The following is a 26,426-nucleotide window of genomic DNA, read 5'->3' as shown; positions in this document are numbered from 1 at the left end:
AATTGCATCAATCTAAGGTAGAGGGCAGAAGGCTCCAAGGCAGAAGGGAAGAAATAAGGTTGCCAGAGAAAAGGAAATGATGACTGTTTCGCCGGACATGATATCAATTGATCAATGACCAATAAGCTGTTCGGCATTTAAACCTTAATATCAATAATGGCACAATCCTTGTAGTGCGTTAAGCGAAGCCATGCCGCAGGCTTTGCATCTTGCTCGCTACTAATACCCAATTTAAATGCATTACAGCTTAATGTGCCAGATGAACAGGAGTATCTAGAAACCTTTCTTCAACCGATTAGAAAATGCAAAGACTATCGCCCAAAGTTTGGTCAGGGAAACTCAAATAAAGGTTTCTCAGTTCAAGAATTTAAAGTCCTCTACGGGGCTGATTCGTTTTATTCTTGGGTTGGTTTAGATACTTGACAATGGCTTAGGTGAAGTGACTCAACCCTCTAATGGTATTGTATTTGAGGTGAGACAGGGATATAAGAGCAAAGATAGCAAGCGTCAGAATGCTGACATAGACAATGCTACAGTGGCTTGGGCAAATGATTATCTGCCTGTCTTTGCCATATTTTCAGCACAGATAGATTCAGATATTGTGTTGAGATATCGGAATAACCGTTGTGGAATTCTGATTGGCACAATGAATGGTGATTCCAAAATCTCACTCTATGCCTTTTGTGAACAGGTGCTAGGATATGATCTGGCAGATTTTTTTCAGAGGAAATCGGATGATATTAAGCATGAGATCCATGAGGTTCTGGAAATATTGCTGAGTGCTGAATAATGGCTATTAAGGTTAAGCAAAGGTCAGATTACACCTTTAAATACAACCAAAAACTGGGAAGGCATGGATGGTTACGACTCACCCCTGCTTACTCAGTCAAATTAGTGTCAGAGATTATTCACAAGATTCCCCCTGAATCATTGATTCTTGACCCTTTCTCTGGAACAGCTACAACGGGTTTAGTTGCTGCTGAACAGGGATTACAAGCTCATTGTTTAGATATTAATAGATTTCTGATCTGGCTGGGTAATGCCAAATGCCGAAATTATTCGGTCTCGGAACTGGATGACTTGAATCAGAGGATTAAAACAACGATTCATCAATGCAAATTTTTAATCAACCAAGAGTGCTGGATTCCTAATATTTATAACATTACTCGCTGGTGGAGTACACATACATTAAAAATTATAGCAGCACTTCGGCAAGCCTTGGTCAGCGAATTTGGTGAACCGAAAGCGGGTGATATTTCTTCCTTGGCATGGGTCGCTTTTTGTCGTTTAGTGATTGAAACCTCTTCCGCCGCCTTTAATCATGTATCGATGTCGTTTTATGAGCAAGTGAGTCGGTATGAAATTGAACAGATTGAACAGCTTTACCAAGTGATTATTGAGACGATAGTTAATAGTATAAGTTACCCGTTAGCAGGCAAGGCAACTGTATTATATTCTGATTCACGGTACTCTGTATCCAATGACGTGAAGTATTCTCATGTTGTAACCTCACCACCTTATCCCAATCGGATGAGTTACATCCGTGAACTTCGTCCGTATATGTATTGGACAAAGTTTCTAGATACTGCCAAAGAAGCGGGTGAGATAGACTGGCAAGCTATTGGGGGAACGTGGGGTGTGGCGACGAGCAGATTACAGAATTGGGACTCTAATGGAATAGAATTGTCAGGTTCGCTGAACAGGATTGTTTCCCAAATACGGGAATCAGAAAATAAGAATGCTTGGCTTATGGCAAAATATGTCGATAAATATTTCTATGATATGCACTTACATTTTGATAATTTGCGTCACAACTTACAGGATAACGCAGTGCTTTCATACATTGTCGGTAATTCTTCGTTCTATGGGATTCTAGTTAATACGGAAAAACTTTTGGAAGACTCCTTAAAGCAACTAGGATATACCAACATTGGCAGTCAAGTTATTCGCAAGCGAAACAGCAAGAAAGAACTGTTTGAATACTGTGTTTATGCGACATGGAAAGAGAATATAAAATAGCCAGTCAAAAATTTACTCCGTGGCGAACCCATTAATTTTGAGTATTTGTTTGGAGGAGGGAAAAACGGGGGATAATTGGCAAAAAGAGGGTTTTAAAGGCAGATTTGGTATTATAACCTCATTTTTTTTAGCAATTTGTACAGTACACCGATTAACAAATTCTGGGTAATTGATCACCCACCAGCATATCAACAATCCGTTCTGCCCCAAACGCCGTTTGCAGCAATACTACGCCCGCAGGTGAATCAATCACTTCACCGACAATACAGGAATCCTTTCCGGCTGGGTGAGACTTCATCGCCGATAATACTGATTCAGCGTGCGATCGCGGTACAATAACTACCAGTTTCCCTTCATTGGCGAGATATAGCGGATCTAATCCTAATATTTCACAAACTCCATTCACCTCTTCCCGAATCGGAATCGATGCTTCATCTAAACGAATCCCCACCTCAGAACTTTGGGCAAATTCATTTAACACCGTTGCGACACCACCACGAGTTGCATCCCGCATCGCATGAATATCAGGACAAACCTCAAGAATGGCATCCACTAACCCATTTAACGGTTGACAATCGCTTTTTATATCCGTTGATAATGCCAATTCCCCACGGGCGATTAAAATAGCTGCGCCATGATCTCCCAATTTACCATTAATAATTACAGCATCACCGGGTTTAATCTGATGGGCGGAACTAGAAACATTGTCTCTAATTACGCCAATTCCGGCTGTATTAATAAATAGTTTATCCGCCGAACCCCGATGAACGACTTTGGTATCCCCCGTAACGATTTGCACCCCAGCAGCATCGGCGGCTGTTTTCATACTCAGAACGACTTGCCGTAAGGTTTCAACTGGAAGTCCTTCTTCCATGATCATGCTACAGGTTAAATAGAGAGGTTTTGCCCCACTAACCGCTAAATCATTGACCGTACCATTAATCGCTAATTCACCAATATTACTACCGGGAAAAAATAGGGGATCAACGACATAAGAATCAGTGGTAAACGCTAATCGATCCCCCTGACTGATGAGTTGGGCGAGGGGAATCGTGGCTTGATCTTCGAGTTGGGAGAGGATGGGGTTATCGAAACTGCCGACAAAAATATCATCAATTAAATCCCGCATCGCTTTACCCCCACTACCATGTGCGAGGGTGATGGCGGTATCTTTAACTTTATTAGGGCGGCGTCGGATTTGTTCGATTTTTTGGAAGAGAGGATTTTGATTATTTGTCATTTGTCATTTGTCATTTGTCATTTGTCATTTGTTATGTAGTCGGGGCGGGTGTAGGGTGAGGAGAGCGTAAGCGTAACGCACCATTTCAAAAGATAGTAGTGAAACCCGCCCCTACACAATTTTCCCTATCTTTCTCATCTCCCCCATCTCCCTCATCTTCCCCACCTCCTTTATGTGTGATGCTTACCTCCTTTACCCGGTTTATCGGAATGTAATTCACCGCCAACTGCCCAATTTTCGCGCTCAAATTCATCAATGTGAATTGTGACCCATTCGGGTTTCGTGCCTAAGGTGGAAACAAGGGTATCCGTGAGGGCTTTGGCAAGTTCACGTTTTTGATCAACAGAGTGACCTTTAGCAATCTGAACAGTGACAAATGGCATAACCGTTTATTCTCCAATCTAAAACTGTGTTTTAACAGCATTGTATGGGGGAAAACAGACTGATTTTGTAGTTTAATTATCGGTTTGGTGGATAAAGTTTGGGGGCTAAACCCACCTTGACAAATGTTCTCCCTCGACTGTTTTAACTCTCAAGAAACACGTTCTGATACAGGGGGTTGAGGAGAGGGTGACCTGATGCAATTGAGTAAAGGGCGACCCGATGTCATTGAGTGGAATGGTGTTGTTAATTTATGCAGGCGGGTCGCCCCTACAGGGGGTTAATTGATGCCGACGGCGGTTTTGGTGACTTTGGATAGGCGTCCATATTTGTAATAGGCAGCACAGGCTCCTTCTGAGGATACCATACAGGTTCCAATTGGGTTTTCTGGTGTACAAGCGGTACCAAAAACTTTACATTGCCAAGGTTTCATGACGCCTTTGAGGATTTCGCCACATTGACAGGCTTTGTGATCGGCAACTTGACGATTGGGAAGGGTAAATTTAACTTCGGCATCAAATTGGGCGTATTTTGAGCGAATTTTGAATCCGGAATTGGGAATATCACCGAGTCCTCGCCATTCAAATTTTTGCCGCACTTCAAAGACGGTATTCATGGCGTCTAAGGCGACACGATTTCCTTGGGGTTGGACGATGCGATCATATTGGTTTCCTACCTCACAGCGTCCTTGAATCAGTTGCTGCAAAATCATCCACAGGGATTGCAAAATATCCAAGGGTTCAAAACCGGAAACCACTAAGGGTTTTTGGTACTGTTGGGCAATAAATTGATAGGGTTCTGTACCAATAACCATGCTGACATGACCGGGACCAATAAAGGCATCGAGTTGTAAATCGGGATTGTCTAATAAGGCTTGTAAGGCGGGAATAACTAAAACGTGATTGCAGAACATACTGAAGTTTTGCAGTCCTTCAGCATCAGCCTGTAGGATAGTTAATGCGGTACTCGGGGCGGTGGTTTCAAAGCCAAGTCCGAAGAAAACTACCTCTTTATCGGGGTTGTCTTTAGCAATTTGCAGGCTATCTAGGGGAGAATACACCATACGAATATCCGCCCCAGTTGCTTTGGCTTGGAGGAGGCTTTTCTGGGAACCAGGAACCCGCATGGCGTCACCAAAGGTGGTGAGGATAACATTAGGATAATCCGCGATCGCGATCGCGTCATCTAAACGTCCCCTGGGCATGACACAGACGGGACAGCCGGGACCATGGATTAATTCGATGGTGTCGGGTAAGATTTCTTCTAGTCCATATTTAAAGATGGAATGGGTATGACCGCCACAGACTTCCATCACTTTTAGGGGTTGGGTTGAGGTTTTGCCTAATTGAGTGGTTAAGGTTTGGATTTCTCGCAGTAGGGCTTTGGCTTTTTGGGGATCGCGAAATTCGTCAACGTATTTCATAGTTTGTCATTTGTCATTTGTCATTTGTCATTTGTCATTTGTCATTTGTCATTCGTCATTTGTCATTTGTCATTCGGCTAAGGCGAGTTCTTGGAGTAGTTGTAAGGTTTCGGCGGCTTCTTGTTCGTCGAGGCGATTCATAGCGAAGCCGACATGAACTAATACCCAATTGTTAACACAAGCGTCAATGGGATGATTTTCATCAATAATACAGGCAATATTAACTTGGCGTTGGACGCCGCTAATATTAACCATGGCGAGTTGATGTTCTCTATCCGTTATTTCAGTAATTTGACCGGGAATGCCTAAACACATTTTTCTGTTGTCCTTTGTGGGTTGTTTGTTGTCCTGAGAAAGCATAGGTTTGAATTTGTAGTAGGGCTGGTTTTGTTGAAATGTTATACTTAGTTAGGGCGGGTTGTTTTTAAAGTTTATCTGTATGGAGGGCGTGTTTTGCGGACTGGTTATGGTTTGGGCGGGCGGGTTTTGTTGAATGGTTATCGGTAGGGTGGGCGGGTTTTGTTGAAAGGTTATCGGTAGGGAGGGCGGGTTTTGTTGAAAGGTTATCGGTAGGGAGGGCGGGTTTTGTTGAAAGGTTATCGGTGACATCTAATTGAGTCCCTAAACCCGCCCCTACAATTGTCCCTAAACCCGCCCCTACAATTGTCCCTAAACCCGCCCCTACAATTGTCCCTAAACCCGCCCCTACGTTTTGTTTCAATCTGCCCCTACGTTTTGTTTCAATCTGTCTCTACGTTTTGTTTCAATCTGCCCCTACGTTTTGTTTCAATCTCTCCCGATAACTGAGGGATTGTGCAGCGGCAATTACGGCTTGTCCTAAGGATAGTCCTCCATCATTGGGTGGAACTCGGCTGTGTGTCAATACTGTCATCCCCATCCTCTCTAAATTTTCCCTAACTTGGGTCAATAAAATCCTGTTTTGAAACACACCTCCGGTGAGGATCACTTGATTGCTGATTAAATCAGGACGTAACTGCTGAACCATATTCGCGATCGCGTCGGCTAATCCTTGGTGAAATTTGGCGGCAATGAGGGACTTTGACATAATAGTTTGCTGTAAATCGTCCAATAATGCAAGCCATAGGGGATAAGGGTCTAAAATTAATTCTGTTTCCTGATCTAGTTTGCCAATAGTAAAGGGATATGCCCCGACTTCTTTAACATAATTTAAACTATCTGGGGTAACCAGGGTTTCCATTTCAATCGCGGCTTGCCCTTCATAGCTACAGTCTGCCCGACAAATCCCCAACGCCGCCGCCACTGCATCAAATAATCGTCCAGCAGATGAGGCGAGGGGTGAGTTAATCCCTTTTTCCATAAGTTGATTCAGCAAGGGATGAGGTTTTTGATCCAGAAATTGAATCAGGTCTAAATCCCCATACTCTTGTTTTAACTTGTTCCAGTCCAATGCTGCCATTAAATGGGCGTAGGTATTGCGCCAAGGTTGATAAATTGCCTGTTCTCCGCCAATCATGGCGATGGGTTTAAATTTACCTAATCGTTTAAATCCCTGATAATCAGCTAAGAGGAATTCTCCCCCCCAAATTGTGCCATCTTCACCATAGCCTAATCCATCTAAGGCGATTCCTAATATGGGGGGAGTATTGAGTGGGATACAATTTTCTGCCATACAAGCGGCAATATGGGCATGATGATGTTGGATAGACTGTAAGGGGAGATTATTAGCGGTAGCGAGTTCTTGTCCGAGTTTCGTCGATAGGTATTCGGGATGTTTGTCTGTCGCGATCGCACTCGGTTTATGGTCAAATAAGTTTAGGTATAGATTTAGGGTATCCTGGTAAGCGTTAAAGGCGGCAGCATTCTCTAAGTCGCCTAAATGTTGAGATAAAATTGCTTGTCCGTCTCGCAATAAACAGACTGTATTTTTTAGTTCACTCCCCATCGCCAGAATCGGTGGACAAGGGTCAAATCCTGGGGGTAAAGGAATAGGTTTGGGGGCATATCCACGGGCGCGGCGTAGGGTTTGGGTGTGGATATGTCTTGCCATAGTTCGTCTGTAGGGGCGGGTTTCACAATTATCGTTTTTTGTCACCCTGATGTGACTAAACCCGCCCCCATCAAAGTTTTGAGGTTGTCGTTTAGAGGGAATAACTCGCACCACAGAATCATCGACACGATTGACAATATCACGGTTATGCAGCAGCAAATAATCAGCGATTTTGCTTAATTTTAAACGAGCGTCTTGATTATCGATACATTGCGGTTCATCGGAGAGATTCCCACTGGTTAAAATAATCGGATAATCCAGTCGTTGCATGACTAGATGGTGTAGGGGAGTATAGGGTAGCATAAACCCCAACGTTGTTTGTCCCGGTGCGACTGAATCCGCAATTTTTGCTGTAGAGACGTGCCATGGCACGTCTCTACAATTGTCGCGATTCGGGATAACATCAATTAAAACAATAGGTGCGGCGGGACTTTGTAATAATTCCTTTTCCTGAGCATTCAGAGTACAATACCGTTCAATCACCCCTAAATCTCGCGCCATCAACGCAAAGGGTTTATGATACCGTTGCTTACGCGATCGCAACTGTTGTACTGTGGTTTCATTGGTGGCATCGCAGGCTAAATGAATCCCACCTAATCCTTTAATCGCCACAATTTCCCCCTGTTTCAGCAAGGTACAAACAGTATCGATGGGGTTAGCTGTATCAATTTTTTCACCATTTGCCCGTTCTAACCATACCCTTGGACCACAAACGGGACAAGCGATCGGTTGGGCGTGGAAGCGGCGATTTTCGATATCGTGGTATTCCCTATCGCAATCGGGACACATCGCAAACTCTGCCATGCTAGTCTGTTTACGGTCATAGGGAATCGAGCGAATAATGCTTAGACGGGGACCACAATGGGTACAATTAGTAAACGGGTAATTGTACCAACGCGATCGCGAATCAAAGGTTTCGGCTTGACATTGGGGACAGGTGGCGGCGTCAGCAGGTATTTGAGTTTGAACAGTACTATTGACACTCTGGGTAATGGTAAAATCACAGAAAATGCGATCGCCTTGATAAAAAGTACGGTCAATCGATTCAATCTTGGCAAGGGGAGGGCAGTCTGTTTGTAAGCGTTGCACAAAATCTGCGATCGCGTCTGTTGTTCCTGATACGTAAATTAAGACGCCTTGACCATCATTACAGACTTCTCCGACTAGATTACACGCCTTTGCCAAACGATACACCGTTGGGCGAAATCCCACACCTTGTACTGTACCGCGCACGCGAATTTCTTCCTGGCTGATTGGGGATGGATGATTGTTGATTGCCATTCGCTTTTCTCCCCTAATATTTATGGGCGCAAGGATGGTGCCCCTACCAGGGTAATGTATCAATTTCAGCTTGCCAAGTCAGCCGTGGTTTTATAGCACTAGACACATTGATTAGGACAAGAGACGTTCCGCCGGAACGTCTCTACCAAATGATATGTCCTTTAAAGCAAATTTATCGTATTCTAAAACACTCGTTCACCGTAATCATACAATTAGGAAAAGCCAGGATATCAATCGACTGTTTCCATTTGAGAATTAACTGACGTTGGTAACCATCTAATTGAGGATCTCTAAAAACGTGGAGTTGCTGGGTTGTCAGATTAAACACCCAATAGTCAACAATACCTGCGGCGGCGTAAAGATTGGCTTTACTTCCTAAATCTCGATTGATTGTGGTATCAGCAATTTCGACAATCAGATAAACCTCCTCTGGGCGAGGATGATAGTCAGCATAAAAGTTAGCATTGGGATGGACGACGGCAATGTCAGGTTCTGGTTCTGAGTAGGTATCGAGTTGAATCGGATCTTGCAGTCGTACTAAGACTTGATCCCCCAGAAGCTTTTCCAAACATTTTTCAAGACGTTTACAAAGTGCGCTATGGGCAGGACCTTTGGGCATTTTCTGAATTATTTGTCCGGCGATGAGTTCAACTTTTTCATCCGCTGCTAAAATACCGACCTCTGCCATTCGATGGTAATCAGCCGTAGTAATCAGGCGAATATTGGTGAGTGGAAGGGGGGTTACGGTCATAGGTTGGATATCAGCTTAGAGCTTCATTTTATTATAAATTCTCAGTCATGAGTTAAAGTAGATTAAATGACTAATCGATCCATGTTGTGAATGTTAACACTTCGCCTCACTCAACAGGTTGAAAACCCACCCGACTCTTACCGAGTAGATGTTGTTCTAGACGACAAAGTAACGAGTCAGAGTACAAGAGTCTATTTTAAGTTCAACATCAACGAACAAGACCAAGAAAAAATCCGCTGGTATCTGGAAGACTTCCTTGAATACCCGCAAATCCCCGCGCCGACAATTGCAGCAACTATTGAACAGCAAATGGTAGCCATTGGGGGGGAACTGTTCGAGAAACTATTTCAAGCCAACGACGACACCCGCCAAATTTGGTCACAATTTCGCCACCGACTGAATCATACTCGTGTAGAAATTGTCACGGGTGTTACCGATGCGGCGGCTATTCCCTGGGAACTCATTCATAATCCTGATCATAATTTGCCATTGGTGTTACAGACGGGGGCGTTTGTCCGCACGCACCCTAATCCCCAACAGCCTCCCCAGCTTCCCGAAACAGACAGCAGTAAAATGCGGATTCTGCTGGTCATTTGTCGCCCCCAAGGTGGCAATGATGTACCATTTCGCTCTGTCGCCACCCAATTAATTCGGGGATTGACAGATAGCGCCCGTGAGATATTTCAACTCGATGTTTTGCGTCCCCCAACTTTTCAACGGTTGGAGGAAGTGCTGCGACAAGCCAAAGCCGAGGGAAAGCCTTATCATATCGTTCATTTTGATGGACATGGGGTGTATGAAGACCCCTATGCCAAGGATTCGGGAAAGCCAGCAAATCCGAAACGGATGCGGGGCTATTTATTATTTGAGAAACCTGACTATCAGAAGAATCGAGAACCAGTACATGGCAAGCGAATTGGTCAATTGCTAGCAGAGACAGAAGTCTCGTTGTTAGTTCTCAATGCTTGTCGTTCGGCTTACACAGAAGCACCCACTCAACCGGGTAAAACTCTGGCAGATAACCAGACAAGTGCTTATGGTTCCCTCGCGCAGGAGGTGATGAAAGCGGGAGTAGTGGGTGTGGTGGCAATGCGCTACAAAGTCTATGTGGTTACGGCTGCTGAATTTGTGGCTAAACTGTATGCGGCGCTTGCCCAAGGTCAAACCCTCGGTGAAGCTGTCACCCCAGGACGCCAGCAATTATACGACCAACCCCTGCGGGCAATTGCTTATGAGGCACAAACGCTACAAGATTGGTTAGTGCCAGTGGTATATGAGACTGTACCCAATGCGATTCGATTAACCTCTCCCCCAGCCTCTCTCTTGCAAGGAGAGGGAAGTCTAGCTTATCTGAGTAGTAGGGGACTTGATGGGCAATTGCCCAAACACCCAGAAGCGGGTTTTTTAGGACGCGATGAAACACTGCTAGGGATTGACCGCGCTTTCGATACCCAATCTATCGTTTTGCTACACGCTTATGCAGGGAGTGGCAAAACCTCCACGGTGGCTGAGTTTGGGCGCTGGTATCTTTTGACTGGCGGTGTGAAGGGATTGGTTTTGTTTACCTCCTTTGAGCGGTATCTGCCTTTAGCGCGAGTGCTGGATAAGATGGGTCAGGTGTTTGAACGTCAGTTAGAAGCGCTGGGAGTTCACTGGCTAACATTGAGTGATGAACAACGGCGGGATACCGCCCTGCAACTGTTGCAGCAAGTACCTGTACTGTGGATTTGGGATAATGTTGAGCCAGTCGCTGGCTTTCCTACGGGTACAGAGTCGGCGTGGAGTGGGGTTGAGCAACAAGAACTGGTAGATTTTTTACGAGAGGCGCAGCAAACAAAGGCAAAATTCTTGTTAACCTCCCGCCGGGATGAGCAAGGGTGGCTGGGTGATTTGCCGCACCGAATTACTATCCTACCAATGCCGATGCGGGAACGAGTGCAGTTAGCCAAGGCGGTGGCGAAGAAATACGGACATCAGCTAACGGAGGTGGAAGACTGGCGACCTTTGTTGCGATACAGTCACGGTAATCCGATGACTATTACTGTTGTGGTCGGTCAGGCGCTACGGAATGGGTTGAGAAGTAGAGAACAGATTGAAGATTTTGTCCTTCAGTTACGTTCTGGTGAGGCTGAAATTGATGATGATGAGCGTGAAGGGCGATCAAAATCTTTGGGAGCGTCGTTGAGTTACGGCTTTAGGAATGCTTTCACTGAGGAGGAAAGGCAGCAGTTAGCTTTACTGTACTTCTTCCAAGGATTTGTGAATGTGGGAGCTTTGTGTCTAATGGGTCTCCCTGAAGCAGAGTGGTGCGTGTCAACTGTGCGCGGCTTGACATTTGAGGCTGGTATAGCCTTACTGGATCGAGCTGTCGAAGTTGGTATGCTTATCAGGCTTGTTGAAAACTGGTATCGTATCCACCCAGTTCTACCATGGTACTTCAAGAAACTCTTCGACCAATACTATCTATCAGATGAGGGCAATAATCCTACATTAGCTTCCCATGCTTACGTCGAAGCAATAGGTGTGTTGGCGAACTACTCCAACAATCAATATGATGGAGGCAATCGCGATCTCGTGATCCTTCTGAATCTTGAGGAAGCCAACCTACTATACGCTCGAAAGCTAGCACAAGCCAATGGTTGGTGGCTGGCGCTGATGAAGATGGTGCAGGGTTTACGAACACTCTACGAACATACAGGTCGCCGATTAGAGTGGGCAAGGTTGGTGGAGGAGCTTATTCCACACTTCGTTGAGCCATCTACTGACGGCTCACTGCCTGGACGTGAAGAAGAATGGGCAATCATTACTGAGTATCGCGTGGAACTTGCCCGCGAAGGTCAGCAGTGGGAAGAGGCAGAGCGACTGCATCGCGCTAGAATGGAATGGGCGTGTCAACAGGCTTCTTCTGCTCTCGCTGCGCCTCCAGAGACGTTAAACAGTATAGATTGCAGGACTATTCGCACACTGAGCTGCTCGTTGCATGAACTGGGGCAAATTCTGCGAGAACAAGGTAAATCTGATTGTGTTACCGCTTACGAAAAAGCACTCGCCTTATTAGAGCGAATCGGCGACAAAGCTGGTGCTGCCGTCTGCTCCCTCAATCTGGGTCATGCCTACACACAAATACCTGCTATCCGTAACCTACACAAAGCAGAACAGTGGTATCAGCGCAGCCTAGAACTCCGCGATCAGCAGGATCGCTTGGGACGTAGCAAGTGTTTCAATGAGTTGGGGAGAGTTGCCCACGAACGCTTTCAAGAAGCTCAAACAACCAGCCAGCCAGATGAAAAATTGCGTCACCTTAATGAAGCCTTGCATTACTGCGCTCAGGCGCTTAATCTATTGCCCCAGAATGCCGTGAAAGATTTGGCGGTGGCGCATAATCAAATCGGTAACATTTGCAGAAGTGCGGGCGACTTAAATCGTGCCTTTTGGAACTATCGGGAGACCATTCGTTACGAAGAAGCGCAGAGAAATGTCTACGGTGCTGCCAACACCCGCTTCAATGTTGCCCTTGTCTTAACGCAAGCTAGTCGTTTCGATGAGGCATTGCGATACGCCCAAGCAGCTCTTTGTAACTTTCAAATCTTCGGCGATAGGGCAGCAGCGGATATACAAGATACAAAGCAGTTGATTACGTTGATTGAACAGTCTCTGAAACCTAGAGGAGGTTAAGCGGATAGCGTTCTTATACCAAAGTATTATTACTCTATTACTTGACAATAAATGACAAAACAAGGTTAAACATGACTACAGACAATTGGTTCGACGACTTACTCACAATTGGTGAACTACCACCGCAGGAAGCTGCTGCTAAATTACGGGAGGTAGGTGAGGATGAACTTGCCGATGCTCTAGAAGCTGCCCAATACAAAGTAACGGCAGATCCGACAAAGTTTGGTATTCTAGAAGATCTAAGGTTACGACCTCAACCCTGGTTGCACCCACATATTTTTGGATATTCAGTTCCTGAATTAAATAACGCAGAACTATCTATCCAATCAGCCAGCGATATTAATGCTGACCACACGCTACAGAATACCCCCATTCAAATCATACTCAAGCAGATGTATGTAGAAGCTTATCCTGGTGGCGGAACGCACCAAATATTATTTAATTTTGAGGCGACTCATCAACTCAAGGATCATGTAGAATCGCTGAACTTTCCAACGACTCAGCGAGTCCGTGAGAAATCAGTAGCCAATATAAATCAACCGATTTTTACAGCACTGAATGTAGGCGTCCAAGGTGTGGCATTTCGTTGTGCCGCTGTTAACGTCAAGAATGAAGAAGATGAACGTATACTTAAACGTCTAGAGTCTCCTTTATTTCAGCCAGGACTTACCTTATTTACAATGATTGCCAACCCAGCAATTGCCCTTTTCTCTGAGCTAGGTATTGCTTTCATCAACTCATTGGCTAATCACTACAAAAATTATACAGCTCAAAAGTTTGACCTGGGACTTGACTTTAGCAAAGACAGCAGCCGCGCACGCCTTGCCGAAGGTTACTATCTGGCTATACAAATTCCTGAATCTCTACAAACTAGCTGGGATTGGGAAGACTGGGTATACAATCCAACTAACGGTCAAATAGTCAGCCAATTCGACCCCACAGAGGTAATTCCCTACAACTACCTTGTATTCAGTGTCAGCCGCCACCAAGAAAAATAAAGGGTAATAATGCTGTCCAGTTACTGAGAAATAATTACGCGATCGCAATCAACTCTAACCTGACTAAATAGGACAAGAAATAATGGTAAATAGTCTCCAAGAACTGATTAACGAGCCAGAATTGACTCAAATTGATGACCCGGAGGAGAGATTCACAACCAGTGAGGTAAGCTGGAATCAATACGAAGCCCTCCTAGTAAAACTGGGAGACAACTCTCATTACCGCATCACCTATTTGGATGGAGTGTTAGAAATCGTGTCACCGTCTTTGAGACATGAAAAACTCAAAAAGCGTCTAGCCACTCTGATCGAGTTTTATTTGATAAAAAACCGAATCAAGCACACGCCAATGGGGAGTACCAGAGTCAAGAAGCAACTTAAAAAAGTGGGCGCTGAACCGGATGAATGTTATTGCATCGGAGAGGAAAAAGATATCCCAGATTTAGCGGTGGAAGTTATTCTTACCAGTGGGAGTATTGATAAGCTAGATATCTATCGACGCTTGGGAGTCACTGAGGTATGGCTCTGGAAAACGAATCGACTCAAACTTTACCATTTACGAGAGGAAACGCCATCTGTCTTTGAGGACACGTATGGGTATGAACAAACCGTAACCAGTGAATTATTGCCAGGATTAGATATAGCTTTGCTCGAACAGTGTGTTTTCATTTCTGACCAAATTGAAGCGATTGACGCTTTTGAACAAGGACTCAATGCTTAATGAATAAAAATGTTAACACCTGTCGCAACAACCCGCCAGGGATTCAAATCCCTGGCTAAAAGCTTAAGTCGTCTAAAGACGACTAAACACGAGTTTTAAGTAGTCGGACAAAAGTTTTGGGAATTGTATAAAGTTTTGTAAATGTGACTCTAATTGCCTTGAGGCAAAGGTTACAAGCATTTTTGGCTTTTGGGTACAGTGCTGTTTATTTATGTCCGACTACTTAGTCCACTTCAGTGGACTTAAGCTATAAGCCAAGAACTTGAGTTCTTGGCGGGTGACGGGGGGTTACTAATAATTATGATGCTGACAGATTTAAGAGGAATGGTTGTCGGTTGGGTTGACCCAGGAAACCCAACATCAAAGGTTAATGTTCTTACGGCAAACTTGGAAAAGCTAAGGTTCCCTGACTACGAACGAACTTAGATGGGTTTGTCGCCACGTTGCGTCTGTTTTGCGATTTGTGGATATTTCTAATACTCGAATTCCTTTACTCGGTAATGGATTCAGTAATTGCTGTAATTGTTGCCACGATTCAATCCGTTGATGTTCGACACCATACGTTAGACACAGTTGGGCAAAAGTGATATTTTGGGGGGTGGCAAAGAATTCTTCAAAGGGTGGCTCGAATTCAGAAATAGGTAACATCTCAAAAATACCACCGCCGTTATTGTTGATTAAGATGATGGTGATATGACCGATAAGTTTATTGTTGAGTAAAAAGCCATTGGTATCATGTAATAGGGCTAAGTCCCCCGTTAGCATGACTGTACTCTGATTCCGGTGAGCAATTCCTAATGCTGTGGATAAGGTGCCATCAATACCATTCGCACCGCGATTAAACCAGGGCTGAATTTCTGTATTCCCTGGCGACCAAAAGAATTCGACATCCCGCACGGGCATACTATTGGCAATAAATAAGGGTGTCCCTGTGGGTAAGGATTGAGAGAGTATCCAGGCGGCTTTTCCTTCAAATAATTGAGGCATTTCTGCCATTGTCTGATCAATTGCTTCCCTTACTTGCGTTTCTGCGTTACACCATTTTTTGAGGTAATATGGGTTTTGTTGTGATACAGTTTTTCCCTGTTTATCCATCGGGGCGGGTTTAGTTCCGTTATCGGTTTTGTGAACAACGTTATCTGTTAAACCCGCCCCTACAGTCTGATTTTGTGTCTTATTCGTGGTTAGCAATTGTACAATTTCTTCGATGGAAATCCGCAGATGTGTGGTTTTTCCATGCAGGGCATCTAAGTTATGATGACTGGGGTCAATAATCCAACGTTGGGGTTGATAAGTATTTAACCAAGCGCGTAGTTCTTTACTGGTGGGAAGTTCGCCAATTTGAATAACAATAGTCGGTGTAAGCTGTTGAGCGAGTCGGCGATTCCGCAGAATTAAATCGTAGGTGGAAATCAGATAAGGATTGAGGTGAGCATAGTTTCTCAGGGGTGAAAGCCCTTCCGCTAATACAGGAAAATGTAGGGCTTGGGAGAGTTGAGCAACAGCCTGACAATAGGCTTTGGGGTTTTGGGGTTGGGCTAAACCTGCAATAATTAAACCGCGATCGCACGCTTGCCAGTCTGAGTAGGGAATCGTTTGCACCAATGCAGGAGAGGGGGAATGCACAGATGGGGGAGTAATCCCGGCAAAGAAGTCATCCGCTGGGAATTGTGATTGTAACTCCGTGGCGTCGTCTTCCGGAATCGGTGCCAAAGGATCACGGAATGGGCAATTTAAATGAACAATACCTGGAACTGGAAAGCGCGATCGCTCCCAGGCGTGAATTACAGTTTGTCGCAGATATCTCAACATCCCGATTTCCAGAGAAGGCACGGCTAATTCCGTTTGCCAGTTGGGATAATTGCCATAGAGTTTTACTTGGTCAATGGTTTGCCCTGAATGACAATCGCGTAGTTCTGGGGGACGGTCTGCGGTTAAAATTAATAGAGGAATCCGGCTTTCTCGTGCTTCAATAATCGCGGGATAGAAATTCGCCCCAGCGGTTCCTGAGGTACAAACCAACGCCACAGGTAGCCCCGATTTTAGGGCCACTCCCAAGGCGAAAAACGCCGCCGAACGTTCATCGAGAATCGGAATTGCCTCAACCTGACTGTGTTGTGCAAAAGCAACAGTAAGCGGGGTGGAACGTGAACCGGGACATAAGACGGCAGTGGTTAATCCCAACCGCGTTAACGTTTCCACCAGTATAGAAGCCCAGACAGTATTGGTATTACGAAAGTCAATTAGCATCGCATCCCATACTATAGCAGAAGCCAAGTTCTGTAGGGGTACGACATGTCGTACCCCTACGATTCAGCGTCTGTGGGTCAATCCTAACTACAAACGAATCTCGGCTTTGACTAAATCATTACCTGCCCGTTCGAGATGGAACCCCACTTTTTCCGCCACCTTCTGCATCGGCACATTCTCTGCCAGAATATCAGCAGTAATCCGCGTCAGTTTCTCTTGGCGACCCACTTGAATAATGCGTTGCAGTAATTCCGTCCCTAATCCGCGACGCTGATAGGGGTCACTAATTAACATAGCGAATTCCGCTTCATTAATCCCATGCATCTTGCTCAATCGCGCCACGCCCAAGATTTGATGCTTTTTCGTCTCCGGATCTTTATAGTCTGCCACCAGCGCCATCTCCCGATCATAGTCGATAAAGCAGATGCGGGTTAATCGTTCATGGGCAATCCGCCGACTCAGCTTCATTAAGCTGAAGTAACGCAAATAGACACTTTCATCCGATAGCGTTTGGTGGAATTGCACGATTAAGGGTTCATCCTCTGGGCGAATCGGACGAATCTTCACGGGCGTACCATCATTAAGCTGCCATGGAGTGACATATTGCTGAGGATAGGGACAAACCGCAGTTTTGGGCAGTTGGTTTTCCTCAACGTCAACATCGTGGAGGATAATCCGGGCATCTAGGGCGATGAGTTGATCCGAAGACGCTTGTAGGGGATTGATATCAATTTCCTTGATCCAACGCTGTTCAATCACCAACTGACTAAAGCGAACCATAATCTGCTCAAGTTCGGCTAAATCAATGGCTTGACGCCCCCGTACTCCTTGGAGTGCCTTATAAATTTGCGTCTGTTCGATCATCCGTCGCGCTAGGGTGGTATTCAGAGGCGGTAGCGCGATCGCCCGATCCTTGAATATCTCCACTAACTGTCCCCCAGATCCAAACACTAACACCGGTCCAAACTGCGGATCAACGATGCTGCCGATAATCAGTTCATACGCACCATCCTGACGCACCATTTCCTGAACCGTAACCCCCAAGAAATGTTCAGCCCCAACTTTCTGTGTCACCGTGGATTTAATCGTGTTATACGCCCAGCGCACCGCATCTTCATCGGTGAGGTTTAACTGAACCCCACCTACATCAGTTTTATGGGTAATGGTTTCCGAGAAAAGTTTCAGCACCACTGGGTATCCCAGGGAATTTGCCCAATTCACCGCATTTTCTTCTGTTTTTGCCACCCCAGTATGCACAATCGGGATATTATAGGCAGCGAGCAGTTGTTTCGATTCCAACTCCGTCAGAATCGTTCGTCCCGCCTTGCGTGCCGTTTCAATCATCTGTTGCGCCAAAACGCGATCGGGTCCGGTTTCTTCGGATGATGGTAAAATCGGCGTTTCGTAGATCCCACTCAGGTTGTAGCTGTACTGCCACATTAAATTAAATAACCGCGCCGCATCATCAGGGTAGGGATAGGTGGGAATGCTGGCACGGTTGAGTAAGGTTTCCCCAGTTTTGGTTTCTGATCCTCCCATCCAACTAGCAAACACAGGTTTACCAGCTTTCTGGGCATAAGGTTTTAACTGTTCGGCAATTTGGGTGGGATCAGTCATGGCTTGGGGCGTGAGAATCACCAACAATCCATCACTATTGGGATCTTCAACCGCAATATCGAGGGCTTTGGTATAGCGATCGGGATCAGCATCACCGAGAATATCAATGGGGTTACCATGACTCCAATGGGGGGGCAGGATTTCGTTGAGGGCAGTTACCGTATCCTCAGAGAGTTCTGCCAATGCACCACCCGCGCTAATTAAGGCGTCTGTTGCTAACACCCCTGGTCCCCCGGCATTAGTAATAATGGTCAAGCGGGGTCCTTTGGGACGACGGGGCTGTTTCGCCCACACCTCTGCCATATCAAACAGTTCGGAGATAGTATTCACGCGCACCACCCCACAACGGCGGAAGGCAGCATCCAGGACATCATCGCTTCCGGCTAAAGAACCGGTATGGGACGCTGATGCCTTGGCGGCGGCTTCGGTGCGCCCAGTTTTAATCACAATAATCGGCTTGGTTAATGCCACTTCCCGCGCCGCTGAAAGGAACGATCGCGCATCGCCAATGGATTCCATATAAATGACGATGCTATGGGTGTGGGGATCATCACCAAGATAGTAAATCAGATCCCCCCAATTCACATCCATCATCGAACCAATGGAAATAAAGGCACTAAAGCCCACATTTTCCCAAAAACTCCAATCCAAGACAGCGGTACATAATGCCCCACTCTGACTAATAAACGCCAAATTACCCGGACGCGCCATGGTACTGGCAAAGGTAGCATTTAACCCACTGCGCGGACTCATTAAACCCAGGCAATTCGGACCAATAATCCGCATTTTGCCCCGGGCGGTTTCCAGGATTTGTTGTTCTAACTCGACTCCCTTCGGACCAATTTCTTTAAATCCGGCTGAAATAATAATCGCGCTTTTGACCCCAACATCAACGCACTCTTGGATGACTCCGGGTACCAGGGGGGCGGGTATAGCAATGATCGCCAGATCCACGAGATCTGGAATGTCTTTAATACTGGAATAGGCGGGAATCCCTAGGACACTATGGCGTTTGGGATTCACTGGAAAAATGGTTCCCCCGAAAGGATTACTCATTAAATTCCATAGCAGGGTTCGCCCCACACTGCCCTCTTTATCCGTCGCCCCAATTACAGCAACGGTATCGGGGGCGAAGAAGGTGTGCAGGGGTTGACGTTCGGAACGCAGAATATCGTAAGCTGGATCGGTGGTTGGTTTAAGTGGCTTAACCATTGTTTTTTCCTTTCCTTATTAATACTTCTGGGGAAAAATTGAAACGGAACGGTTAACACTGAACACACAAGGATTAAAACCTAGGGTTCTCCCTGATAATCTGCCATCTCAGTTGGAGAAGGTGGGGAAGATGGGAAGGTGAGGAAGATAATAGTTTGAAGTTTTACCCTTCACTTCGGAAAGAGGGCGTGGCGCTTTCTTTAACTCACCATCTCCCCCGGCTGCCCCGGCTGCCCCGGCTCCCCCAGCTCCCCCGGCTGCCCCGGCTCCCCCATCTCGGTGCAACCGGATGATTTTTGAGACGGCGATTCCGCTGGTATTGCCAACAGGCGATGAATATGAATCAGGGCGTCGGTAACTCCCTGTTGGGCAATGGGTGAGAGAATTTCGCCAAACTCGAAGTCAACAGCGGGGATGGTAACCAGCCAAGCGGGGGGAGAATGATCATAAAGGACTTGGGCTAACGCTAACAGCGATCGCGGATCACAATGATGCCCGACTGAGATTGTATCAGCATCCTCCGATCGCAGGGGAAAGACTTGCACCGTGGCTGTCTCTCCAGATACCGGATAAGCATCCACAAAAATCGCCCCCTCCACAGTGGCTAAGGTTTGTGCCAATTCTGGAGTCAGTTGGTGCAGGGAAAGCGATCGCACCCCCAGGCATCCCCACTCTTGTACCTCCATTGCCACAACTTGACCCACTCCGTCATCCCGCCGCAGCGTATTCCCATAGCCAATCACCACCCATTTGTCATTTGTCATTGGTCATTGGTCCTTTGTCCTTTGTCCTTCGTCAGGCTTGACTGGATGTTTACATAACGTAACATCATTCCCTTGATCTCCACTGACCTAACTTAGCAGTATTCTAACTGGACTTCTTTCTTATGGTTTTGCAAATACTTCACTACCTCTTCTACTAAATTCCGGCGGATGGAAATGTTTTTGGGTAACAGCGGATTTTGATAAAATTCGTTAATTTTCTGCCCCACCAAGAAAAGTACCGAATCCGCCATCAAGATTTCCTTAGCTAGAAGCGCTGCACCATTGCGATCCGTCGGTAAGCGATCGATATCACATTTACATTTTTTTAAGATTTCTAGGCTTTTCGAGATCGTTAATATCCCTTCAGTTACCAGGTCAATTTTGCTTAACTTCCCAATCGGCGGCAGATCCGGTCGCATCGTGGCAATATCCATTTCCACCTCTTCACCCAGATATTTGCCCACAATATTCCCCGTGGTTCCGCCACAGATCACTTTTCTGCCCTCAAAATTTAATAAGCGTTCCACATAAACCTTGTCGTGACGTTGATCCAGAGGGGGTCCCGTAAAAATCATTAACTCATTACGCTGCCGCACACAGACGCCCACAAACGTGGCATCATCCCCAATTTTCCCTTGATAGAGGTTGTGCGTTTCGCCAATCACTTTGCGGACAATATTACGAGCAGTGTAGGTATCCCGAATATATAGGCTTTCAATATATTTGGCAATATTTTCCCAGCCCCAGCCGAAATTTAAAACCGCACCCAGTCCCGCATACAAGACGCCATCACTAATCGCCCCCAGAAAATCCCCCCGTTCTAAATGCCCTTCGGAAATAACAATGTCTTTCTCCAGGATTTTCTCGGTTCGGGTTTCAACGGGGACAGGTTTTCCTTTCCTAAAATGAAAAATCGGTGGGTTATCAAAGTTTATAACTTTAAATTTATTGGTTTTATGATTAACACGAATTATAGTAAACGTGGCGTAAGCAATTTTCCGAACACTACAAATGGGCAACGTACCAATCACCGTTTCGATCACCTCGGTCAGGGACAGATCGGCATTCAACATGGTGATCAAGATTTCCGTCGTCAGCGTTGCTAGGATATTCGCCTTGACACCACTTCCTAAGCCATCGGATAAAACAATCGTCGTCTTATCCTTCGTCTTGATAAACTTAACCTGGTCGCCACACAGTTCCTCTCCCTTTTTATTTAAGCTTAAATCATAGATATCCAGAAAATGATCACGACTCATAAGCTTTTATATAGTTAAACGACATTTTAACTGTCTAGTGTATCGGCGCAAATATTGCGACTATCGTTTCTTCTCTCACCCAGATGCGCCTAAACCCGTCCCAAGTTGATGCTGCGCCCCCTCAATTTATGACAAATGACGAATGACAAATGACGAATGACAAATAACTACTACCCCATCTCCTGTTCCACCATTTGAATAATCTTCAATAGACTCACCTTCGTCGTTGCCGTCGTTTCTCCCAATATTCCCGCAATTTCTTGGACAACTTTCATTTGATTATCCACCACCTCATTAACCTTTTTCACCGTTTCTCGCTTAACTTTTATCAATTCTCGCTTACGCTGTAACTCATAACTCATATTCACCAAAATAGCTGCAATGATATTTTTCTCTTTAATCGGAAAAATAACTTCTCTGACATAAAGTTGGTGATTAGCGTACTCTTTTTCCTTCCCCTGAATCACCTCATCATTATCCCAGACCCGTTGAAAATCACTGACATCTGTCAAAATAGTGGAGGCGGACTCACCAATAGCCGCCTCCTGTTCTACATTAAACATTTTGCAAAAGGCAGGATTCACCAGCTTGATTGTCATATCTTTATCCACGACAATCAAACCATTCGGGTCATACTGCCACAATAATTCCCACAAACTCTTATCGTTACTTGCCATAGTATTTATTGATCAAGGTGCTATTGCCAGGTTAAGTGAAACTTATTGTTCCCTGTTCCCTGTTCCCTGTTCCCTGTTCCCTCTCCCTATACATCATTGAATACAAGGCAGAATCTCTTGTTTAAACTTTTGCTCAACATTATTCGCATTGATATTGACAAAGAATTTATCCTTAAACTTCATCACAATACCAGCGCTACAGGTCTCCAAACAAAAAGAACCCTTTAATTCAACTTTATCCTCCAAATTGTAGGTGCTAATCAACGCCTGAATTTTGGGTAATACTTCATAAACACCCAATTGATGACAGGCTGAACCCATACATAAATAGAGATTTTCTTTCCCGTCCATAGTCTACACCTCAATCTTACTGCACATGCAACCCCTGTCTTTGAAAGATGTCCATAACCTGCTGCACCTGTTGGGGCGTTGGCGAGGGTGTGTCTTTAAGCTGATAGTCATACCCTAGCTGTTGCCATTTATACTCTCCCATTTTGTGAAACGGCAGAACTTCGACTTTTTCCACATTGCCCAAGCTAGAGACAAACTGTGCTAATCCCTCGATACTCTCTAGGTTATCGGATAAATTGGGAACTAGGACAAAGCGAATCCAGGTCGGCTTTTTAATCTCACTCAGATACTGGGCAAACGCGAGTGTAGGTTCGAGGGAAACGTTGGTAATCTTAAAATAAATTTTGGGATCAAAGGACTTAATGTCCAATAAGACCAAATCTACATAATCCAGCACAGGTTTAGCGACATCCAAATTCACATAACCCGACGTATCTAGGGCGGTATGAATCCCTTGGTCTTGGCAACGTCGGAAAATTTCGCGGACAAATTCCGGTTGCATCAAGGGTTCACCCCCTGTTATCGTAACGCCGCCGCCGGAAAAGCGCATATAGGAACGATACTTTGGGATCTGGGTCATCAGTTCATCAACGGTAACTTCTTGACCTTCACGGATACAGCGACTATCCGGATTGTGACAATAAAGACAACGCAGGGGACAGCCTTGGGTAAAAATAACAAAGCGGATACCCGGACCATCTACTGTTCCGCAGCTTTCTAACGAGTGAATGCGTCCAGTTACAGAGGTTTTAGGAGTGGCGATTGGGGAGTGAGAAATTGATGATTGCATTACCATAGTTCAAATGTTGAGTGTTGAGTGTGTAGGGGCGGGTTTGATCACTATCTTTGCACCCAGATGTAACTAAACCCGCCCGTGTGTAGGGGCGGGTTTCACGACTATCGTTTACGAAAGCACCCAGATGTAACTAAACCCGCCCCGACTGAGTGTTAACTTTGTTCGAGGGAACCTGGTGCGTGATCCTTCGCTTTGCCGTGTTAGCTGGTGGGCAATGCCCACCCTACGGTGTATCTAGGGTTTCGGCGAACCCAAAATGTTTATTTGAGTCTAAATCCGTTCGTGGAATGTGCGATTAATCACATCCAGTTGTTGTTCGCGGGTTAACTTAATAAAGTTCACCGCATAACCCGATACCCGAATCGTTAACTGCGGGTATTTCTCTGGATGATCCATTGCATCTAGCAGGGTATCGCGATTGAAGACATTGACATTGATATGATGACCATCATCATGGAAATACCCATCCAGCATTCCCACCAAGTTGTTCACCTTTGCATCATCCGTCTTACCCAACGCTTGCGGCACAATGGAGAACGTATAAGAAATCCCATCTTGGGCGTGTTCATAGGGGAGTTTCGCCACTGACGCTAAGGCTGCGATCGCGCCATTGCTATCACGACCATGCATCGGGTTCGCACCCGGGGCGAAGGGTGCCCCAGCTTTGCGCCCATCGGGGGTACTTCCGGTTTTCTTCCCGTACACCACATTTGAGGTAATCGTCAGAATCGACTGGGTAGGAACAGCGCCGCGATAGGTCTTATTCTTGCGGATTTTATCCATAAACGCTTTCACCAGGTTGGCAGTAATGTCATCCACTTGATCATCGTTATTGCCAAACTTGGGATAATCTCCTTCCACCTGATAGTCTACGGCGAGACCCTGGTGATTGCGAATAACTTTCACCTTGGCATATTTAATCGCCGAAAACGCATCGCCAACCACCGACAAGCCAGCAATCCCACAAGCCATTGTCCGATAAACATCCCGGTCATGTAGCGCCATTTCCAAACGCTCATAACAATATTTATCGTGCATGTAGTGGATTACATTCAAGGTATTGACGTAGAGTTTCGCCAACCACTCGATCATTTGGTCAAATTTCCCCATCACCTCGTCATAATCAAGGTACTCTGAGGTAATCGGTGCGAGTTCTGGACCGATTTGTTCGCCAGCTTTTTCATCCTTACCGCCATTAATCGCATAGAGTAAGGCTTTCGCCAGGTTAACCCGTGCGCCAAAGAACTGCATCTGTTTGCCAATCGGCATTCCCGATACACAGCAGGCAATGCCATAATCATCACCATAGTGCGATCGCATCAGGTCATCGTTCTCGTACTGAATCGAACTGGTTTCTACCGATACCTTGGCGCAGAACCGCTTAAAGTTCATCGGTAGCCGTTCTGACCATAGCACCGTTAAATTTGGTTCTGGTGCAGGACCCAAGTTATAAAGCGTATGCAAGAAACGGAAACTCGTCTTCGTCACCAACGGACGACCATCTTCTCCCATTCCGCCAATCGCTTCGGTTACCCAAACCGGATCACCGGAGAACAGTTCATTGTAAGCAGGTGCCCGCAGGAAGCGCACCATCCGCAGTTTCATCACGAAATGGTCAATTAACTCCTGCGCCTCGGATTCGTTCAGCGTGCCGTTATTTAAATCCCGTTCAACGTAAATATCCAGGAACGTAGACACCCGTCCCAAAGACATCGCCGCACCATTTTGTTCCTTCACCGCACCCAGATAACCAAAGTACGTCCACTGTACCGCTTCTTGGGCAGTTGCCGCCGGACGGCTAATATCACAGCCATAGCTAGCTGCCATGTCTTGCAGTTCTTTTAGCGCCCGGATTTGCTCAGAAATTTCTTCCCGTTGTTGGATAACCGACTCGTCAATCGCATCGAATTCCAGGGAATCTTGCTGTTGTTTTTTATCCGCAATTAAACGAGTGATCCCATACAATGCCACCCGGCGATAGTCACCAATAATTCGACCTCGACCATAGGCATCTGGTAATCCCGTAATAATCCCAGAATGTCGCGCTTTCCGCATTTCCCGCGTATAGGCATCAAACACGCCATCATTATGGGTTTTGCGATAGTTGGTGAAAATCTCTTCTGTTTGGGGATCAAGTTGATAGCCGTAAGCTTCCAAGGATTTCTTGACCACTCGGATACCACCCAAGGGCATAATTGCCCGTTTTAACGGTTTATCGGTTTGGACGCCGACAATTTGTTCCAAGTTTTGATCAATATAACCCGGTGCATGGGCAGTGATACTGGTGGGGACTTTGGTATCGACATCTAAAATACCCTTTTCCCGCTCTTGCTGCATTAAATCGCAGACGTTTTGCCAGAGTGTTTTAGTCCGTTCAGTTGCTCCGGCAAGGAAAGAGTCGTCTTGTGTGTATGGGGTATAATTCTTTTGGATGAAATCCCGAACATTAATTTCATTCGTCCATTTACCGGGACTAAAATCCTGCCATTGTTCGCATAAGGAACTAGCTGTCTCTTGCTGTTGCGTAGATGTGTTAGGTGCAAATGTCCCAACCATAGGCATTATTTCCCTCTTTTTTTGTGCAAACTTTTGAACGTTAGACGTAGCCATGACCATTCTCCCTTTTGGGAAATTTTGGTCAAAAGCCTAAGGTTTTATTGTTCCGGCTAAAAACTCGTAGCGTTTTCTTTTTACCTCAGACTTTTGACTCTAGTCATGGGTCTATAGGAGGAACAGTAAGGTTTATCCTAACTAAATCTATTCCTTGCGGTCTATTTAGCCTGGACGTTTACTGCTCTCTCTAACTGTCTATCTATATCGTAACTCCATGGATATTAAATCAGCAAATTTTGGAGAAGTCAATCTACTGCTTTACAAATATTTTTAATGTCAAGGTTGGATGATTTTTCTATAAACTGTGCGGAGAATACTACCCTCGCTCAGGGTATCAGGAGAGGGACAAAGGACGTATGGCATGGACGC

20 protein-coding genes are annotated in these 26,426 nt (G+C 45.6%); 5 read left to right on the top strand and 15 right to left on the bottom strand.

The genetic code is table 11. From position 1 onward, the window contains the following. The first annotated feature begins 439 nt into the window (after positions 1–439). The gene (locus tag RIG27_RS19015) at positions 440–790 is read left to right on the top strand and encodes a hypothetical protein (protein WP_446347715.1); all 351 of its coding nucleotides are present in this window, start codon (positions 440–442) and stop codon (positions 788–790) included. Continuing rightward, positions 790–2,019 (top strand): DNA adenine methylase, encoded by a 1,230-nt coding sequence (locus RIG27_RS19010; protein WP_446347713.1) that lies wholly within the window; start codon positions 790–792, stop codon positions 2,017–2,019. Before RIG27_RS19015 ends, RIG27_RS19010 begins: the two co-directional genes overlap by 1 nt. Before the next feature lie 151 nt (positions 2,020–2,170). Here the strand turns inward: RIG27_RS19010 and hypE are convergent, their stop codons facing one another. The 7 genes from hypE to RIG27_RS18975 all read right to left on the bottom strand — a co-directional run bounded on the left by hypE (position 2,171) and on the right by RIG27_RS18975 (position 9,124). Further along, positions 2,171–3,259, bottom strand: a complete 1,089-nt coding sequence (gene hypE, locus RIG27_RS19005; RefSeq protein ID WP_446347711.1) for a hydrogenase expression/formation protein HypE — start codon at positions 3,257–3,259, stop codon at positions 2,171–2,173. 170 nt (positions 3,260–3,429) lie between these two features. Then, positions 3,430–3,642, bottom strand: coding sequence for a tautomerase family protein (locus RIG27_RS19000; protein ID WP_006106176.1), 213 nt, complete (start codon positions 3,640–3,642; stop codon positions 3,430–3,432). Positions 3,643–3,920: 278 nt separating this feature from the next. Beyond that, a complete protein-coding gene (hypD, locus tag RIG27_RS18995) occupies positions 3,921–5,063 on the bottom strand; it encodes a hydrogenase formation protein HypD (RefSeq protein ID WP_446347709.1) in 1,143 nt (380 codons plus the stop codon). 69 nt (positions 5,064–5,132) lie between these two features. Further along, positions 5,133–5,378: a HypC/HybG/HupF family hydrogenase formation chaperone gene (locus tag RIG27_RS18990; protein WP_446347707.1), complete on the bottom strand. Its 246-nt coding sequence runs from the start codon at positions 5,376–5,378 to the stop codon at positions 5,133–5,135. Between the two features lie 109 nt (positions 5,379–5,487). Then, positions 5,488–5,784, bottom strand: coding sequence for a hypothetical protein (locus RIG27_RS18985; RefSeq protein ID WP_446347705.1), 297 nt, complete (start codon positions 5,782–5,784; stop codon positions 5,488–5,490). A 42-nt stretch (positions 5,785–5,826) separates the two neighbouring features. Next, positions 5,827–8,373 (bottom strand): carbamoyltransferase HypF, encoded by a 2,547-nt coding sequence (hypF, locus tag RIG27_RS18980; protein ID WP_446347703.1) that lies wholly within the window; start codon positions 8,371–8,373, stop codon positions 5,827–5,829. Between the two features lie 172 nt (positions 8,374–8,545). Beyond that, positions 8,546–9,124 (bottom strand): Uma2 family endonuclease, encoded by a 579-nt coding sequence (locus RIG27_RS18975; protein WP_446347701.1) that lies wholly within the window; start codon positions 9,122–9,124, stop codon positions 8,546–8,548. A 90-nt stretch (positions 9,125–9,214) separates the two neighbouring features. Here RIG27_RS18975 and RIG27_RS18970 point away from each other — a divergent pair, with 90 nt between their 5' ends. The 3 genes from RIG27_RS18970 (at position 9,215) to RIG27_RS18960 (ending at position 14,518) form a co-directional block, all read left to right on the top strand. Then, the gene (locus RIG27_RS18970; protein WP_446347699.1) at positions 9,215–12,799 is read left to right on the top strand and encodes a CHAT domain-containing protein; all 3,585 of its coding nucleotides are present in this window, start codon (positions 9,215–9,217) and stop codon (positions 12,797–12,799) included. A 71-nt stretch (positions 12,800–12,870) separates the two neighbouring features. Then, the gene (locus RIG27_RS18965; protein WP_446347697.1) at positions 12,871–13,797 is read left to right on the top strand and encodes a hypothetical protein; all 927 of its coding nucleotides are present in this window, start codon (positions 12,871–12,873) and stop codon (positions 13,795–13,797) included. 82 nt (positions 13,798–13,879) lie between these two features. Further along, positions 13,880–14,518, top strand: coding sequence for a Uma2 family endonuclease (locus RIG27_RS18960; protein ID WP_446347695.1), 639 nt, complete (start codon positions 13,880–13,882; stop codon positions 14,516–14,518). A 396-nt stretch (positions 14,519–14,914) separates the two neighbouring features. Here RIG27_RS18960 and menD read toward each other — a convergent pair whose 3' ends face one another. The 8 genes from menD to pflB all read right to left on the bottom strand — a co-directional run bounded on the left by menD (position 14,915) and on the right by pflB (position 26,000). Further along, on the bottom strand, positions 14,915–16,768 hold the full coding sequence (menD, locus tag RIG27_RS18955) for a 2-succinyl-5-enolpyruvyl-6-hydroxy-3-cyclohexene-1-carboxylic-acid synthase (protein ID WP_446347693.1): 1,854 nt from the start codon (positions 16,766–16,768) through the stop codon (positions 14,915–14,917). Positions 16,769–16,855: 87 nt separating this feature from the next. Continuing rightward, positions 16,856–19,597 carry a bifunctional acetate--CoA ligase family protein/GNAT family N-acetyltransferase gene (locus RIG27_RS18950; protein WP_446347691.1) on the bottom strand — a complete coding sequence of 914 codons (2,742 nt, stop codon included), beginning with the start codon at positions 19,595–19,597 and terminating at the stop codon, positions 16,856–16,858. Between the two features lie 200 nt (positions 19,598–19,797). Then, complete coding sequence (locus RIG27_RS18945) at positions 19,798–20,361, bottom strand: hydrogenase maturation protease (RefSeq protein ID WP_446347689.1); 564 nt, start codon at positions 20,359–20,361, stop codon at positions 19,798–19,800. 92 nt (positions 20,362–20,453) lie between these two features. Beyond that, entirely contained in the window at positions 20,454–21,620 is a 1,167-nt protein-coding gene (locus tag RIG27_RS18940) for a SpoIIE family protein phosphatase (RefSeq protein WP_446347687.1), read from the bottom strand. 170 nt (positions 21,621–21,790) lie between these two features. After that, on the bottom strand, positions 21,791–22,297 hold the full coding sequence (locus tag RIG27_RS18935) for a PAS domain-containing protein (protein ID WP_446347685.1): 507 nt from the start codon (positions 22,295–22,297) through the stop codon (positions 21,791–21,793). A 93-nt stretch (positions 22,298–22,390) separates the two neighbouring features. Further along, on the bottom strand, positions 22,391–22,648 hold the full coding sequence (locus RIG27_RS18930) for a (2Fe-2S) ferredoxin domain-containing protein (protein WP_446347683.1): 258 nt from the start codon (positions 22,646–22,648) through the stop codon (positions 22,391–22,393). 16 nt (positions 22,649–22,664) lie between these two features. Then, positions 22,665–23,438 carry a pyruvate formate-lyase-activating protein gene (gene pflA, locus RIG27_RS18925; RefSeq protein ID WP_446347732.1) on the bottom strand — a complete coding sequence of 258 codons (774 nt, stop codon included), beginning with the start codon at positions 23,436–23,438 and terminating at the stop codon, positions 22,665–22,667. Between the two features lie 276 nt (positions 23,439–23,714). Beyond that, positions 23,715–26,000, bottom strand: coding sequence for a formate C-acetyltransferase (gene pflB / locus RIG27_RS18920; protein ID WP_446347681.1), 2,286 nt, complete (start codon positions 25,998–26,000; stop codon positions 23,715–23,717). Between the last annotated feature and the right edge of the window lie 426 nt (positions 26,001–26,426).

The sequence above is a fragment of the Coleofasciculus sp. F4-SAH-05 genome (genome assembly GCF_040222985.1).
GTDB lineage: Bacteria > Cyanobacteriota > Cyanobacteriia > Cyanobacteriales > Coleofasciculaceae > Coleofasciculus > Coleofasciculus chthonoplastes.
This window is presented reverse-complemented; position numbering and strand designations above follow the sequence as displayed.

What these genes read in the sequence shown, in the direction of transcription:
- RIG27_RS19010 (WP_446347713.1), top strand. Translation starts at nt 790, where the DNA reads ATGGCTATTAAGGTTAAGCAAAGGTCAGATTACACCTTTAAATACAAC.
- hypE (WP_446347711.1), bottom strand. Translation starts at nt 3,259, where the DNA reads ATGACAAATAATCAAAATCCTCTCTTCCAAAAAATCGAACAAATCCGA.
- RIG27_RS19000 (WP_006106176.1), bottom strand. Translation starts at nt 3,642, where the DNA reads ATGCCATTTGTCACTGTTCAGATTGCTAAAGGTCACTCTGTTGATCAA.
- hypD (WP_446347709.1), bottom strand. Translation starts at nt 5,063, where the DNA reads ATGAAATACGTTGACGAATTTCGCGATCCCCAAAAAGCCAAAGCCCTA.
- RIG27_RS18990 (WP_446347707.1), bottom strand. Translation starts at nt 5,378, where the DNA reads ATGTGTTTAGGCATTCCCGGTCAAATTACTGAAATAACGGATAGAGAA.
- hypF (WP_446347703.1), bottom strand. Translation starts at nt 8,373, where the DNA reads ATGGCAATCAACAATCATCCATCCCCAATCAGCCAGGAAGAAATTCGC.
- RIG27_RS18975 (WP_446347701.1), bottom strand. Translation starts at nt 9,124, where the DNA reads ATGACCGTAACCCCCCTTCCACTCACCAATATTCGCCTGATTACTACG.
- RIG27_RS18970 (WP_446347699.1), top strand. Translation starts at nt 9,215, where the DNA reads ATGTTAACACTTCGCCTCACTCAACAGGTTGAAAACCCACCCGACTCT.
- RIG27_RS18965 (WP_446347697.1), top strand. Translation starts at nt 12,871, where the DNA reads ATGACTACAGACAATTGGTTCGACGACTTACTCACAATTGGTGAACTA.
- RIG27_RS18960 (WP_446347695.1), top strand. Translation starts at nt 13,880, where the DNA reads ATGGTAAATAGTCTCCAAGAACTGATTAACGAGCCAGAATTGACTCAA.
- menD (WP_446347693.1), bottom strand. Translation starts at nt 16,768, where the DNA reads ATGCTAATTGACTTTCGTAATACCAATACTGTCTGGGCTTCTATACTG.
- RIG27_RS18950 (WP_446347691.1), bottom strand. Translation starts at nt 19,597, where the DNA reads ATGGTTAAGCCACTTAAACCAACCACCGATCCAGCTTACGATATTCTG.
- RIG27_RS18945 (WP_446347689.1), bottom strand. Translation starts at nt 20,361, where the DNA reads ATGACAAATGACAAATGGGTGGTGATTGGCTATGGGAATACGCTGCGG.
- RIG27_RS18940 (WP_446347687.1), bottom strand. Translation starts at nt 21,620, where the DNA reads ATGAGTCGTGATCATTTTCTGGATATCTATGATTTAAGCTTAAATAAA.
- RIG27_RS18935 (WP_446347685.1), bottom strand. Translation starts at nt 22,297, where the DNA reads ATGGCAAGTAACGATAAGAGTTTGTGGGAATTATTGTGGCAGTATGAC.
- RIG27_RS18930 (WP_446347683.1), bottom strand. Translation starts at nt 22,648, where the DNA reads ATGGACGGGAAAGAAAATCTCTATTTATGTATGGGTTCAGCCTGTCAT.
- pflA (WP_446347732.1), bottom strand. Translation starts at nt 23,438, where the DNA reads ATGCAATCATCAATTTCTCACTCCCCAATCGCCACTCCTAAAACCTCT.
- pflB (WP_446347681.1), bottom strand. Translation starts at nt 26,000, where the DNA reads ATGGTTGGGACATTTGCACCTAACACATCTACGCAACAGCAAGAGACA.